The organism is Algoriphagus sp., assembly GCF_030694375.1.
In the GTDB taxonomy this organism is placed as follows: domain Bacteria; phylum Bacteroidota; class Bacteroidia; order Cytophagales; family Cyclobacteriaceae; genus Algoriphagus.
Genome location: NZ_JAUXYL010000027.1, coordinates 85,098 through 100,132 on the forward strand (window position 1 = coordinate 85,098; position 15,035 = coordinate 100,132).

Genomic DNA, 15,035 nt, shown 5'->3' on the forward strand with positions numbered 1-15,035 from the left:
CTCAAATTTTATAATTCAGTTCAAGACTTTAACTTAGCCAGTTCAAATCTCTGGCATGGATCAGCTGTTCAACAAGCTTAGAAAATACGAAATAATGATCAGGAAGGTGGCCAACAACCATCTCCAAGGGGAATACCAATCTCTTTTCAAAGGATCTGGGCTTGAATTTGACGATTTACGGCCATATCAGTACGGAGATGATATCAGGACCATCGAATGGAAAGTGTCTGCAAAAGGTCACGGGACCTTTGTGAAGACCTTCCGTGAAGAAAAAGAACAGTCCGTCTATTTTCTTTTGGATATTTCAGGCAGTCAGGACATCGGGCAGCAAGGAAATAAAAAAATTGACCAGGGAAAATTAATAGCAGGGGTATTGACGCTCGCAGCTGTTTATGAAGGAAGCCAAATCGGACTTATTTCCTATTCAGATGAGCAGGAAAAGCTAATTCTCCCATCCAAAGGCAGTAAGCAAGGGGTCAAGATCATCCGTGGAATATTTGACCATCAAAATAAAAGTTTAAGAACAAACCTCAACGGGATGTTTACCTTTGCGCTGAATCTTATAAAGAAGCGAAGCATCATCATTATCATTTCAGATTTCATAGATCAAGACTACGAGCGGCCTTTTCGCGCTTTGGCAGAACGTCATGACGTCGTGGCAATTCAACTTACCGACCCTAGAGAATCTGCCTTACCTTCACTTGGTATAATTCCAATCTATGATAAAGAGAAAGGAAAAACTACATGGGTAAACACGGCGTTTGGCAGTTTTTCGAAAAGAATATCCGAAACCTTTACCACCGAGCGGGAATATCTGAAGGATATCTGTAAAAAAAATCAGATCAATTATCTTGCGATGGATACCACTCAGGATATCGTAGGGCCACTTATCGACCTTTTTAAGTACCGAAACAAACGAATGAAACGTGGGTAGAATCGGTGTTTTTCTCCTATTTCTGGGCTTAAGTATATCATCCTTTGCACAATCTGTGCAAGTGGATGGCTATTTCACTCAGGATTCAGCCAGGCTTGGTGAGCGTGTAGGTTTTGTATTAAAAGTCCGTCACCCCGAATCCGCTCAGTTGATCTTCCCGGATTCCACCTTTGATTTCTCTCCTTTAGTATTACTGGAAAAGAAAACTTTCATGTCTCAAACTCGAGAAGGTGAAACTTTGGATAGCGCGATTTACTACGTTTCCAATTTTTCTCTGGATCCCAGTATTTTTCTTTCCTTGCCTGTCTATGAATTGAGCAGATACGATAGCGTCACGTATTTCTCCACAGAAGCCGAACTGAAGCTAAAATTAGTGCTCGACTCAATCCCTGAACAGCCTGTTTTTCAGGAAAACAATGTCTATCAACCTATTGAAACCACTTTCAACTGGCTCCTTGCTTCAGTAATTACAGCGGGAATACTTCTCCTACTTGGTGGACTTGCTTTACTTTTTGCGAAGCGAATCAAAGCCTTATTCCAGAAAAACCGCGAAAAACTCAGGTGGATTCAGTTTGAGCGCAAATGGAAAAAACTAACCGGATTACTGGCTCAAAATCCAGCTTTGGAATTGGCTGATGAGGTCGTTGGACTTTGGAAAGGATATCTTGAAAGCATTACTGATCTCCCTTTTCAAGAATGGACCTCAAGTGAAATAGCAGAGGCCCTCGACGATAAGGAAATATTCCAGGCACTTCGGTCAATCGATATGATCATTTATGCCGGTAAGGAGGCGAAAACAGGAGAAGCAACAAATTATTTATTGGAGGTGGCCAAATCTAAGTATCAGGAAAAATTAAACCGAATCAGAAATGAGAAAGCAAGTCGCTGAGTTTTTTGATTGGTCATGGTTTCTTCCGGAGACCTTCAAAACCTATGAATGGGATAACCCCATCCTGTTGAATTTGCTTTGGATGATTCCACTCCTGATTCTCTTGCGAAAAGGTATCAAGTTTTTGAAAAATCCGGTTTTGGAACTTTCGCTTCCCAAACGAGTGGCCAGAGGTAATCCTTGGACCTATTTGCGACTCGTCCCTACCGGATTTTTCTTTTTGGCACTGTTGGGCATAGTCATCGCATTGGCACGCCCACAGCGAAGCAATGAGCGGGTAGAGCAGTTTACCGAAGGAATAGATATTCTTTTGGTACTGGATATTTCTGAATCAATGGATTTGCAGGATTTTAGGCCCAATCGGCTTGAAGCAGCCAAAAGCACAGCTGTGGATTTTATAAATGGTCGATTCGGAGATCGAATTGGCATGGTGATATTCGCAGGAGAAGCCTATTCTTTGGCCCCATTGACCAATGATTACGAACTGTTGACAGCCTTGATTGCGGATATTTCCTTTGACATGATCGAGCCCAAGGGCACTGCCATTGGTTCTGCCATCGCAGCAGGGACCAATCGCCTGAAGGATAGCGAAACTCCTTCAAAGGTGATGATTCTCCTTTCTGACGGGGAAAGTAACGCGGGCAATGTCGACCCCCTGTTTGCGGCCCAACTTGCCTCCGCTTTCAATATCAAGATCTACACTATCGCAGTAGGCAAAGACGGAATGGTCCCTTATGGAACCGACTTTTTTGGAAGACCACAAATGGTTGAGAGTTATCTTGATGAGACTACCCTTCGGGAAATTGCCAGAATCGGAAACGGAGAATTCTATAGGGCTGCTGACGGAAACACCCTTCAGCAGATTTTTGATCGAATTGACGTTTTGGAAAAAGCAGAGATTCAGGAAAATCGATACAAAGAGACCGCAGATTATTATCGGATATATCTCTTTTGGGCAATGCTGTTTTTCCTTATTTGGCTGGCTTTGAAGAGCACATTCTTCAATAATTTCCTTCTGGATTAATCAGGAAATCCGCATTTCTTTCCATTTTTCTAAGCGAGGATTCATTAATGAAAACCAAAGTGGAGGGAAAAAAGCCACCAAGATCATTGCCGAGTATCCAGCCGGAAGCTGTGGACTTTCGTCGTAGTGATTCAAGATCTGATACCGCTTGAATGCAAAAGCATGGTGGTCAGAATGCCGCTGAAGCTGAAATAAAAGAAAATTACTGACTCTTTGGCTGGCATTCCAAGAATGAAGTGGAGTCACTTTTTCGTAAAATCCAGTTTGCAGTTTTTTCCTTTCCATTCCATAATGTTCCAGATAATTCACCGCCTCCAACAAGGAGAAAGCAAGGAGACTTTGGGCAAAGAAGAATACGGGAACTTCCCATACCCATCTGTCCTGTAACATTGAAAAAACAAGAAATCCCAAACCTGCAAATGCAATTGGTAAAACCTGAAACCAGATCATTTGATTGCTCCAGGAAAAGAATGGACAGCCCCTTTTTGATAGTCGCTCTCGTTCTAATTCCCACGCACTGAGGTATCCATCTTTCACCGACCTGAGCCAAAACGAATAGAAATTCTCTCCAAAACGGCTCGTCGCAGGGTCCTCTGCAGTTGCCACCCGGACATGGTGTCCACGATTATGTTCTATAAAAAAGTGCATATAAGACACCGTCATCAGCAAAATTTGCGCGTAAACCTGCTCGATTTTTTCAGCTTTATGCCCCAATTCATGAGCAACTGTAATCCCGATCCCACCAGTGACCAAGGCCATACCGGAAGTAAAAGCCAACCACTCCCACCCTACAAAATCGGCTGTACTCACCACATAAAACCCCCAAATCAAAACTGCAAGTTGTACATAGACCCAAATAAAGGTGACAAGTTTGTAAAAATACGCCTTAGTCATGCGGCTTATCGCTTCCTTGGGGACATTGGAAGTATCGGTACTAATCACATAATCCATCAAGGGGACTAACACAAAAACAAACCCATGAATCAGCCAAAGATTGAACCCTCCCAGATAATACCCTGAGACAAGTAAAGCAGGCAGGATCAATGCGCTGAAGAAGCCAATTTTTTTTAAACCGCTGTACATAGAGCGAATGATTTGGTCAAAATTTAAAAAGAATCTTCTGGATTTTGATAATAAATTTTAGCTGAAGTGGCGGCTCAAAAAGCCTGATAAAAGTCAGGTTTAGATATTATTTAGGTCACTTAAAAGCCAAGAGCTTATGTACATCTTTGATTAAAATACTGATCGATGGCATTGTCCCCAATACTTGTCCAAAAATATAATCGCCCTGTCCCAAGATATACTTCCTACCCCACAGTACCGCTTTGGGAGGAGGAGCTAAGTTCATCGGGATGGGAAAATCTGGTGAGGAAAGCCTTCAAGATGACGGGGAGCAAGGAGGGGCTTACGCTCTATATCCATTTGCCATTTTGCGAAAGTCTATGTACTTATTGTGGATGTACCAAGCGAATTACAAAGAATCATGACGTCGAAGACCCATACCTCGAGGCTGTAATCAGAGAATGGTCGCATTATTTGGGTCTCTTTGAAGACTTACCAAAAATCGCGGGAATTCACTTGGGCGGAGGTACTCCAACTTTTTTTTCGGCACAAAATCTCAATTTTCTGATCTCAAAGATTTTAAAATCAGCCGAAGTTTTACCGGATCACGAATTCAGCTTTGAAGGACATCCAAACAACACAACTTTTGGTCATCTGCAGGAATTAGCTCGATTAGGATTTAATCGAGTGAGTTATGGGATTCAGGATTTTGATCTGACTGTTCAAAAAGCCATTCACAGAATTCAACCATTTGAAAAAGTCAGGGAAGCAACTGAAAATGCCCGAAAACTCGGCTATACCTCGGTGAATTTCGATTTAATTTATGGATTACCGCACCAAACTTTGGAAACCCTAAAAGAAACCTTTGATCGGGTGTATGAATTAAAGCCTGATCGAATCGCCTTTTACAGCTATGCACATTTGCCATCTGCATTTCCGGCCCAAAAAAGCTTTGAAGCCTTCCTTCCCAATGAGCGAGAAAAAAGAGCACTATATGATGCTGGAAAAAAAATGCTGATTGAAATGGGCTATGAAGAGGTTGGAATGGATCACTTCGCTTTGCCGGATGATCCACTTTGCAAAGCAAAAAGATCAGGTAACCTGCATCGTAATTTTATGGGCTACACCACCTCTCCTTCGGAAATGCTCATTGGATTAGGATCAAGTAGTATCAGTGATATTGGATTGGGCTTTGCCCAAAATGAAAAAAACAGCTTATCCTATGAGCAAATTCTGAAGGAAAACAGACTCCCTGTCATCAAGGGCCACATTCAAACAGAAGAAGATAAGGTCACCCGGAAATTGATTATGGATTTGATCTGCCAAGGAAGGGCTAATGTTCCCTTTTCAATATGGGAGAAGTTACCGCTCGAAAACATGCAATCCCTCTTTGAAATGGAGGAGGAGGGCTTGGTCAGGATAGATGAAGGCACTATTTCGGTCACATCTGAAGGGATGGCGGTGGTAAGGAATATTTGTATGCTGTTTGATATGAGAATGATCGCTTCTAAAGCGCAAAAACCCACCTTCAGTAAGTCTATCTAATTAATGACACATGGTAATCTCAACTTGCTGTGCTCCATAATCAAAAGTGGCCAATTCAGGACTGAAACCTGGAATCCCGAGTCCAAGTCCACGAAAGACCATTAATACTCCAATCAAAATCCCTAAATATGGGATAGCCTTTTGGAATTGCTGTCTACGGATCGCAGGTAAAAGACTTCCGGACACCATCAACCCAAGTAACATGGGAATTGTCCCAATACCAAAAAAGAACATGTAAGTGGCTCCTAAAAGCGGACTTTGCATCCCCATCGCTACCACCAAAGCCATGTAAACCATCCCGCATGGCAAAAGCCCATTAACTATTCCTGTGGCAAAAAAAGCAAGCTTGCTTCCTGATTTGAGGTTACGGGCAAGGTGACTTTTGACCCAAGTGACTACACCCGAAAGTGCCGGAATTGTCAAAAATCGATCTGCTTTTTTATAACTAACAGAGAGCAAAACAACCAAAACCCCCATTGTGATTGAGATTCCTTGCTGCACTCCTGCCAACGACAAGGAAAAACCTAAACTCCCAATAATCAAACCCAGAAAAGCGTAGGTCAAACTTCGACCCAAATTGTAAATGATTTTGTTCCAAAGGAAAGTCTGTCCCTTGTTTCCCCCGACAGCCAAGGCAATAGGGCCACACATTCCAATGCAATGAAATGATCCTAAAAATCCCAAAACCAAAGCCGTCCAAAGCATCAGAGACTTATTTTCTTTTCCTGATAAAAGTCTGTGCCATTTTCAGTCCACGTCAATTGAACTTTCCAGTATCCCGATTTTAATTTATCAAGAGACACAGTAGTCTTTCCTTCCTCCTGAATGTCCAGAGCAAGTTCCTGATCCAATCTGGCATCAGATGGTCGGAAAAGCTGCAAATTCCCCTTCGCCCCCACAGGAAGATCCAAAACCATACTTTTTGATTGGGAATCAAAAAGCAAAACTTCCCGGTCCAGTCCTGCTGCAGAAGTCTCTCGATCTATCTGATCCTGATATTTGATCTCCTTTTCGTAATAATTCTCAGTGACAAGATGGATATCATCCTGCCTTACTGAAATGACTACCAAAGTCAAAATGAAGCCAACGAAGGCAATGATGGTCAATAGAATTCCTTTTCCCCAATCCATAGTTTCTGTTATTTTTTGACACCCACCGGCGCCATAAAGTTTGTTTGAATCTCATCAAATTCCCGCCCTTCACTGAAGAGCTGAAGCATCACCTTCTCCTGAGGTATTTTTACCGAAGATTGGTCCCTTACCAAGAAGAACCTGCCTTCAAACTTTGTTTGAGGCTCCAAAACCCATTCCGTAGCCCCTACGATTTCAACCTTCATCCCCTCAGCCATTGCCTTAATGTCCACACGCTGCGGTTCAAAGGTTTTGTTGATCAAAGTGATATTATAGAGATTGGAAACCATACCAGCTTCCCGTTGCTGATAGGTCATTCCGGGAAAACGTGTTATCGTCCCCTCCAAATCCTCTCTGGTAGCTATGAGGGCAATAAATGCAGCCACTAATACTAAAAGGACCACGGTATATCCTTTGACTCTACCGGTTAGCAATTTTTGAAAGCCTTGTTTAATACTGTTTTCAGATGCATAACGAATCAGTCCAACCGGTCTATCTACTTTGATCATCACCTCATCACATGCGTCGATGCATGCGGTACAACTGACACATTCCATCTGGGTTCCATTTCGGATATCAATACCGGTGGGACAAACCTGAACACAAAGACCACAATCGATACAGTCACCCTTTGGCGCTGGTGCCACTTCATTTTTCCGGATTGGAGTCCGTGGTTCTCCTCGTACATAATCATACAAGACATTGATACTGTTGTTATCCAAAAGAACCCCCTGAAGCCTGCCATAAGGACAAACAACCAGGCAAGCTTGCTCTCTAAACCAAGAAAATACCAACATGAAAATTCCTGAAAATGCAACAAGTCCGATAAACCCGGCCATGTTTTCAGTGGGCGGTTTGGAAACAATTTCTTTCACCTGATCAATTCCAATCAAGTATGCCATTACCAAATGCCCTATCATTAAGGATATCAAGGCGAAAACACTGATTTTCAGTCCCTTTTTTATTACTTTCTCAGCATTCCAAGGTGACTCATTTAAGGTTCTCTGCTGATTGGCATCCCCTTCAATCAGGTATTCGATTTTACGAAAAACCATCTCCATGAAAAGTGTTTGGGGGCATGCCCAACCGCACCAAACCCTTCCAAAGACAACGGTGAACAAAATAATGAACACAAAGAATATCAGAAGGAGAAAAATCAACAAGTGTGTATCCTGGGGCCAAAATGCAGCTCCAAAGATGATGAACTTTCGTTCGAAAATATTGAAAAGCATGTATGGCCTGCCATTAACTTGAATAAAGGGGCCAGCAAACAAAATCGCCAATAAAACCCATGACAGATAGGTCCGGTATCTATAAAAATAACCGGAAACCTTTTTTGGATACACCCAATTTCGCTTTCCGTCTTCTTTGACAGTGGCGAGTGCGTCCCGGAAACTTTCCGGGTTCAAATGTGGGTTTTGGTTCTTCTTAGCCATAGTTTAAGCAAAATACTGCCGAGAGAAAATCTCCCGGCAGTGATAAATTTACTCTATCGATGCAACAACAGATGTGCTATCAGTCACAGGTGCTTTCTCTTCAGAAGTTGGGGCATAGCGCTCGCCCTGAGGTTCTTTAGGAACAGCAGGTGAGGTGCCTTTCATGGCAAGAATATAAGAAGAAACTTGCTGCATTTGCTCAGGACTCAGCTGATCTTGCCAAGGAATCATCCCTTTTTCTACGACACCATATTTGATAATTTTGAAAACATCAGCAATAGATCCACCATGAATCCAATACTCATCCGTAAGGTTTGGCCCAACACCGCCACCTCCGTCAGATGCATGACATGCTGCACAATTGGTTTCGAAAATGGTCTTTCCTGAGGCCAAGGCTGTCGCTGATTCATCAAATACTACCGTATTCTCATCAATCCCTGCTACCATATTGGCTTTTCGGACTTCAGCGGCAACTGCTTCGATACGCAATTCTTCTTCATATTCCTCTACTCCTGTGGGGCCATTTCCCAACACTGAATAGTTGACGAAATAAACAACCGCAAAAATAACCGTCCCCACAAATACGCCCTGAAGCCAGGGAGGCATGAAATTATCCAATTCAGTAATTCCATCGTAGGAGTGATCGGCCATCATTTTGGCTTTTTCTGCTTTGCCTCCGACTTCATCCACTTGTCCTGTCACAAAACGTTCTTTGAAGGAATCCCACCAAGAAGGCTGATTAGCCAAACTTGGATCTTCCTTGCGGAGCACTGCCGCTATGAAAGACATGAGATAAACCATCAAAATCAACAGGAGAACGATGACGCCTAGTACAATCCCTAAAATCACCAAAAGCGTCAACTGACCAGAATCCATGGCTTGTAATTTGGTATACCAATTTGATTCTTCAGCTTGTGCCCAGACTGGAAAAGTCGTAAGCCCCAAAATTGCGAGTAATGAAAATAGCTTCTTCATGGCTGATTGATGGTTGATTCTTGGTCGTCAAAAGGGAGAGATTCCATGTGTTTAATATGGTCTTTGGGTGTTCTCACCACCCAGATAAACATCCCCACAAAAAACAGCAAGAAGATGATCAATGAAATGATCGGATAGATCTCTATGTTGTCGATTGATCTAAGAATTTCTTTATACATGGCTTCAATGGTTATTGGTTGGATGCGGAGGATTGTTTGATATCTGTACCCATTCGCTGTAGATAAGCTATCAAGGCGACAATTTCAGTATTCGGACCGACCTCGACACCTGCCTCTTTAAGGTTTGCAACCACTTTGGCTGCTTGGGCATCGTAATCAGCAGTCGCTTCCTGATCAAATCCTTCGGGATAAGGAACGCCCAGTTTTTGAAGGGTTCTGATTTTTGCAGGTAAATCCGAATTATCCAGTTCATTGGTAGCCATCCAAGGATAAGGAGGCATCAAAGAACCAGGGGACATTGATCTCGGATCAGTCATGTGGTAATAATGCCAGCTGTCAGGATACTTTCCGCCGATTCGATGAAGATCCGGGCCGGTTCGCTTGGAGCCCCAGAGGAAAGGACGGTCATAGACGAATTCACCGGCTTTGGAATATTCTCCATATCGTTCGGTCTCTGATCTGAAAGGTCGGATCATCTGAGAGTGGCAACCCACGCAACCGTTGGCTATATAAAGGTCCCGTCCCTCTAATTCGAGTGGTGTGTATGGTTTTACAGCACTGATTGTAGGCACATTGGATTTTATCAAAATCGTAGGAATGATTTCAATGGCACCTCCTATGGCAATCGCAAGAGTTGCCAAAATGGTAAAGAATACAGGCTTTCTTTCCCATGCTCTGTGCCAGAACTCACCGCTAGGGTTGTATGCTTTGGCCAAGGCAGGTGCTTGATCTTCTTCTGTCTCCTGGAAAACACCTTGCTTCGCGGTCTTCCACATATTGTACATCATCACAATGGCACCACTTAGGTAAAGTACTCCACCAAAAGCACGAAGTATATACATCGGAACGATTTGGATCACAGTTTCCAGGAAATTTGGATATGCTAGACGACCCGCTTCATTGAATTCTTTCAGCATCAGAAATTGAGTCAGCCCTGAGACATAAAGTGGAAGCGCGTAGAAAATAATACCCAGTGTTCCGAGCCAAAAGTGCGTATTCGCAAGTTTTGTAGAGTACAAAGTCGTTTTGAAAAGTCTTGGCCACATCCAATACAGCATTCCAAAAGTCAGGAAGCCATTCCAGCCAAGTCCACCAATGTGCACGTGCCCTACTATCCAGTCTGTGTAGTGGGCTATAGCATTTACATTTTTGAGTGACAACATCGGCCCTTCAAAAGTGGCCATACCATAAGCTGTAATAGCTACCACCAAAAATTTCAAAACGGGTTCGGTCCTAACTTTGTCCCAAGCTCCTCTTAATGTCAAAAGTCCATTGACCATACCACCCCAAGAAGGAGCGATAAGCATCACTGAAAATACTGTTCCCAATACTTGAGCCCACTCTGGCAGCGCTGTGTAAAGCAAATGGTGAGGACCCGCCCACATATAGAGGAAGATCAGCGACCAAAAGTGGACAATAGATAGCTTATATGAATAAACCGGTCGATTTGCAGCTTTTGGTAAGAAATAATACATCAATCCCAAAAATGGAGTCGTAAGAAAGAATGCGACAGCATTGTGTCCATACCACCACTGTACTAGAGCATCCTGCACACCGGCATAGCCGGAGTAACTCTTCATAAATGAAACTGGCAGCTCAAACGAATTGAAAATATGGAGCACTGCAACTGTAACAAATGATGCTAAATAGAACCAAATAGCTACATACATATGCCGTTCTCTACGCTTAATCAGCGTACCGATCATATTTGCACCGAATGCTACCCAAACAATGGCAATTGCGATATCAATAGGCCACTCCAACTCCGCATATTCTTTGGAAGTAGTTAGTCCCAAAGGCAAAGTGATAGCAGCTGCTACGATAATTAGTTGCCAGCCCCAAAAGTGGAACCAACTGAGCATGCTGTTCCACATCGGTGTTTTGAGCAGCCTTGGCATGGAATAATAAATCCCTGCGAAAATTGCGTTACCCACAAAAGCGAAGATGACTGCATTGGTATGCAGCGGGCGAATCCTTCCAAATGTAGTGTAGGGATTACCCAAATTGGCCTCAGGAAGGAAAAGCTGGGTGGCGGCGAGTAGCCCCACTAACATACCAACTAGACCCCAGATAATCGTAGCGGCACTGAAGTACTTGACAATTTTATTGTCATAGTGGAACCGTTCCAAAGTAGAATCATTCATAGGACTTGGTTTTTTTTGGTTGATCTTTTTTTGATTTTTTAGGCTGATTTTCAAATAAAATTCGGATAGAAGGAGTGTAGCTATCGTCAAACTGCCCGTCTTTCATTGCTCTGAAAAAGAGGAATAAAAACGTGACTGCCAGGATGAGACTCACTGCAATGAGTATGAAAATGACTTCCATATTAGTGTTTGTTTAAATGAATGAGACTCTTGCGAACCCCCATGAAATTGGTAGCCAATGTCGTAAAGACCACCACTGAAATACTGCTCAGAGGCATTAGAATAGCGCAGAGAACAGGGCTGAGTAGTCCCTGAACTGCTAGACTGATCCCTAGAATATTATATAAAAAGCTCAGTCCAAAACTGGCTTTGATTATCAATCGGCTATTTCGGGCAAAGGCAAGGAAATTTGGAATTCTGACAAAAGATTCTGCATCGAGTATGGCATCACTTGCAGGAGAAAAATGACTGACTCGGTCTGTAATTGCTATCCCTACCTGACTTTCTTGAAGTGCCCCTGCATCATTGAGTCCATCTCCTATCATCAATGTGTTCTTCCCCTTGATATTGAGTGCTTTTAGGTAGTTAAGTTTGTCTGTAGGACTTTGCTCAAAGTTGAACTTAAGCTCAGATGAAAGTTGAAGAGCCAAAGACTCCCTTTCATGTGCATGATCCCCCGAAAGTACATGGAGTTCATAGTTCTCCGCTAGTCCTTTTACCACCTTAGATGCCCCATTTCTCAACCCGGACTGAATGTGAAAATAGCCCAAGTTGACTCCTTCCACATTAAGGAAAACATGATTTCCGCCTTCTGAAAAATGATCGCCCTTCACACCGGTGAAGCTTTTCGAACCCAGACGGAATTCTTGGTTTTTGTAAACAGCTAAAACTCCAGCCCCTTTTAATTCCTGAACTTTTTCCAAATGAACCGGATGAATTTTGCCTAAAAAAAGATTAATTCTGTTACTAAGCGGATGTGTAGATCGAGCTACCATCGCTTTGATAATTGACTTGGTTTCAGCTGAGAGTGGCTCCCCAAAATATTCAATGGAAGCATTTGCAGGATCAGTCAAGGTCCCGGTTTTGTCAAAGACAACAGTATCCAATAGGGCAAGTCTTTCGACTACAGCTGCATTTTTAAGGTAAAATTTCCCTTTACCGAATATTCTCAGGGTATTGCCCAAAGTAAATGGAGTCGACATGGAAAGTGCACAGGGGCAGGCTACAATTAGGACAGTGGTAAAGGCTTTCACCGCAATAGAGAGATCCTTGCCCATCCAGAAAACAAATGCAACAAGCGCAATGCTGAGCACTGTCCAGGTAAAGACTCCACTGATTCGATTTGCCAAAGGCTCCAAAAGACGTTTGTTGGATTTCTCAAAAGACTCATTATTCCACAAATCCGTAAGGTAGCCCTGAGAGGGAGATTTTTGAATAGTCAACAAAATGGGTTCACCTTTTTGTCTTCCACCAGCGTAAATCAACTCCCCTTTCCGCTTGGGAATCGGTACTTCTTCCCCTGTCACAAAGCTGTAATCGATATCAGCTTGATCACTCAATAACAGGGCATCCGCGGGGATCAATTCTTCATCCCGGACCAAAACGACATCACCTACCTGAAGCTTAAAAAGTGGAATCACTTCTTCTCGATCTTGTATAAGGCGAGTTACAGCGATTGGAAAATAGGACTTATAATCCCGGTCAAATTCAAGCGTAGCAAAGGTCTTTTGCTGGTAAACTTTCCCTAATAGTAGAAAGAAAAGCAAACCCCCAAGGCTGTCCATGTATCCGGCATTTCCCTGAACAAAAATCTCCCAAAGGGAATAAAGAAAAAAGGCAATAATTCCCAATACTATGGGGACATCCATATTGATTTTACGCTGGCGGATAGCGTTCCAAGCAGACGTGTAATAATCACTTGCTGAATAAAATACAATCGGAAGCGAAAGGACTACATTGAGGTAATCAAATAATCTTTTAAACCCTTCGCCAAGCAATTCTGCTTCAGAAAAATACTCAGGCATACTGAATAGCATCATATTTCCAAAGCAAAAACCTGCAACTCCCAGTTTGGTCAGGGTCTTGCGATCCACTGGATTTTTGGACTTATGATCTAAGTCCGAAAGATTAATCTTGGGTTCATATCCGAGAGAAGAAAGGAGACTTACTACCTCTTTTAAACTGATTTGATCATGAAGAAACTTGACCTGAACTTTCTTTTTAATAAAATCAACTCGGCTACTAAATATAGATTTATTGATTTGGAATAAGTTTTCCAAAAGCCATATACAAGATGCACAGTGAATTAAAGGGATGTAAAAAGTAATATGACTTTCTAAGTCGTTTTTGAAATCCAATAATTTCTGCCCAACATCTAAATCATCTAAATAGTCAAATCTATTTTTTAACCTAGAATTATCTTTTTGACTCTTTCCAGGATTTGCATCAAGTTCATAGTATTCGCAGAGATCGTTTTGAGTCAAAACTTCATACACCAGTTTACATCCCTGACAGCAGAATTTTTTATCTTCAACTGAAATGAATTCCTGCTCACAGCTCTCTCCGCAATGGTAGCATTTGGATTGGATTTCTGAAGGTAATACTGGATGCATTCTGAAATATTTTTATAAAATTACCCTGACACTGATTGAAAAAACATGACTAAAATCATTGAAAGCCATGACTTACACCGAGAGGTAAAAGGATAACTTATTACTCCAAATTTTTCCTTGGTAGAAATGAAAAAGCACTTTGGCTAATTCTGCCTGGTAATTTTTCGTCGTCACAAGGAGTGTACAATCATTCTTAACTCCATAAGACCAAAAATCTCCAATTCTGGAAAAATTGAATTTTATAAAACTGGTTTCCTTTGTATTAGAAGTGACTAACTGAATAATTTCGCGTTCTTCCCGAATTTTGGATTTGGGAATAAAGTTGGGTGAGATGATAGTAGCTTTACTTTCCTTTATCAAATCTCCGAAGAGATCGATGAATTTTCGAATCAGTTCCACAGAATTTGGTGATCCATCAAAATGAAACAATAAATGCTCTGTTGAAAAATCAGGAACAGAAAGCATAACAGGAATTGAACAAACTTCATTCCCCAAGGGCCGAGGATAATCTTTATCATGCAACCATTCAAGCGTTTTGAATAAGTCTAAGGCAAACAGCGTTGGATCACCTTCTTGCCTGTAAATCCCGAGTTCAGGAATTGACGGGGCAAAAGATGGAGGTAATTTTTCATAGAAAAATTCCTTTACAATTTCCTCAGGCAAACCAAATCTCAGGGCTTGTGGTGATTTTAGTTCCATGGGTTGTTTTTATACCCAAAGCTAAATTTTGATTTTTCAGCGTTGCCTGACTTATGTGGTTAAGAATTATGATAAAAATCAGGATTTTAAATTTCAAAGACTCCGAAAAATAGTTTCATACGGTCTCCACTAGAAAATTAAGCATTAAGTAAACCAAGAAACCTTAACTCAGAGACAATCAATTGTCACCAAATTCTTTTGAATAATAAGAAGGCAATAGATTCAAGCAGAGCGCGCTCAGCATACCTGACCCAAGAAGTAACCGGACCAAGCTTGGATGAGTTTGACCTGATGCGAGCGATCTAAATCCTGTCAGGCTTGTATTTCTGTTTCGCTCCTGCTTCTTCCCTTCAAAACAGGGAGGGTTTAAACGCAAAAAAGCCTCTGGATTGCTCCAAAGGCTTTT

The 15,035-nt window shown here is 42.1% G+C and carries 15 protein-coding genes; 4 read left to right on the forward strand and 11 right to left on the reverse strand.

Annotation, left to right across the window (positions count from 1 at the left end):
• Window positions 1-55 precede the first annotated feature (55 nt).
• Genes Q8M62_RS10925 through Q8M62_RS10935 form a run of 3 tightly spaced genes read left to right on the forward strand, consistent with a single transcriptional unit; the run spans window position 56 to window position 2,847 of the window.
• Window positions 56-934 carry a DUF58 domain-containing protein gene (locus tag Q8M62_RS10925; protein WP_304902317.1) on the forward strand — a complete coding sequence of 293 codons (879 nt, stop codon included), beginning with the start codon at window positions 56-58 and terminating at the stop codon, window positions 932-934.
• Window positions 927-1,823, forward strand: coding sequence for a hypothetical protein (locus tag Q8M62_RS10930; protein WP_304902316.1), 897 nt, complete (start codon window positions 927-929; stop codon window positions 1,821-1,823). Before Q8M62_RS10925 ends, Q8M62_RS10930 begins: the two co-directional genes overlap by 8 nt.
• Window positions 1,804-2,847: a VWA domain-containing protein gene (locus tag Q8M62_RS10935; RefSeq protein ID WP_304902315.1), complete on the forward strand. Its 1,044-nt coding sequence runs from the start codon at window positions 1,804-1,806 to the stop codon at window positions 2,845-2,847. The genes Q8M62_RS10930 and Q8M62_RS10935 overlap by 20 nt, the downstream gene beginning before the upstream one ends.
• Here the strand turns inward: Q8M62_RS10935 and Q8M62_RS10940 are convergent, their stop codons facing one another.
• The gene (locus Q8M62_RS10940) at window positions 2,848-3,930 is read right to left on the reverse strand and encodes an alkane 1-monooxygenase (RefSeq protein WP_304902314.1); all 1,083 of its coding nucleotides are present in this window, start codon (window positions 3,928-3,930) and stop codon (window positions 2,848-2,850) included.
• 165 nt (window positions 3,931-4,095) lie between these two features.
• Between Q8M62_RS10940 and hemN the strand changes: the two genes are divergently transcribed.
• The gene (hemN, locus tag Q8M62_RS10945; RefSeq protein ID WP_304902313.1) at window positions 4,096-5,454 is read left to right on the forward strand and encodes an oxygen-independent coproporphyrinogen III oxidase; all 1,359 of its coding nucleotides are present in this window, start codon (window positions 4,096-4,098) and stop codon (window positions 5,452-5,454) included.
• On the opposite strand, the gene Q8M62_RS10950 is transcribed toward hemN, so the two are convergent.
• The 10 genes from Q8M62_RS10950 to Q8M62_RS10995 all read right to left on the reverse strand — a co-directional run.
• Entirely contained in the window at window positions 5,455-6,159 is a 705-nt protein-coding gene (locus Q8M62_RS10950) for a sulfite exporter TauE/SafE family protein (RefSeq protein WP_304902312.1), read from the reverse strand.
• Window positions 6,159-6,584, reverse strand: a complete 426-nt coding sequence (locus Q8M62_RS10955; RefSeq protein ID WP_304902311.1) for a FixH family protein — start codon at window positions 6,582-6,584, stop codon at window positions 6,159-6,161. Before Q8M62_RS10955 ends, Q8M62_RS10950 begins: the two co-directional genes overlap by 1 nt.
• Before the next feature lie 8 nt (window positions 6,585-6,592).
• Window positions 6,593-8,020 carry a cytochrome c oxidase accessory protein CcoG gene (gene ccoG, locus Q8M62_RS10960; protein ID WP_304902310.1) on the reverse strand — a complete coding sequence of 476 codons (1,428 nt, stop codon included), beginning with the start codon at window positions 8,018-8,020 and terminating at the stop codon, window positions 6,593-6,595.
• Between the two features lie 48 nt (window positions 8,021-8,068).
• Complete coding sequence (locus Q8M62_RS10965; protein ID WP_304902309.1) at window positions 8,069-8,995, reverse strand: cbb3-type cytochrome c oxidase N-terminal domain-containing protein; 927 nt, start codon at window positions 8,993-8,995, stop codon at window positions 8,069-8,071.
• Entirely contained in the window at window positions 8,992-9,174 is a 183-nt protein-coding gene (locus Q8M62_RS10970) for a cbb3-type cytochrome c oxidase subunit 3 (RefSeq protein ID WP_304902308.1), read from the reverse strand. Before Q8M62_RS10970 ends, Q8M62_RS10965 begins: the two co-directional genes overlap by 4 nt.
• A gap of 11 nt (window positions 9,175-9,185) precedes the next feature.
• The gene (ccoN, locus tag Q8M62_RS10975; RefSeq protein ID WP_304902307.1) at window positions 9,186-11,318 is read right to left on the reverse strand and encodes a cytochrome-c oxidase, cbb3-type subunit I; all 2,133 of its coding nucleotides are present in this window, start codon (window positions 11,316-11,318) and stop codon (window positions 9,186-9,188) included.
• Window positions 11,311-11,499, reverse strand: a complete 189-nt coding sequence (ccoS, locus tag Q8M62_RS10980) for a cbb3-type cytochrome oxidase assembly protein CcoS (RefSeq protein WP_304902306.1) — start codon at window positions 11,497-11,499, stop codon at window positions 11,311-11,313. Before ccoS ends, ccoN begins: the two co-directional genes overlap by 8 nt.
• 1 nt (window position 11,500) lies before the next feature.
• Window positions 11,501-13,930 carry a heavy metal translocating P-type ATPase metal-binding domain-containing protein gene (locus tag Q8M62_RS10985; RefSeq protein ID WP_304902305.1) on the reverse strand — a complete coding sequence of 810 codons (2,430 nt, stop codon included), beginning with the start codon at window positions 13,928-13,930 and terminating at the stop codon, window positions 11,501-11,503.
• Window positions 13,931-14,002: 72 nt separating this feature from the next.
• Window positions 14,003-14,629, reverse strand: coding sequence for a hypothetical protein (locus tag Q8M62_RS10990; RefSeq protein ID WP_304902304.1), 627 nt, complete (start codon window positions 14,627-14,629; stop codon window positions 14,003-14,005).
• Window positions 14,630-14,807: 178 nt separating this feature from the next.
• Window positions 14,808-15,035 (reverse strand): hypothetical protein (locus Q8M62_RS10995; protein ID WP_304902303.1); only part of this gene is annotated, 228 nt, incomplete at its 5' end.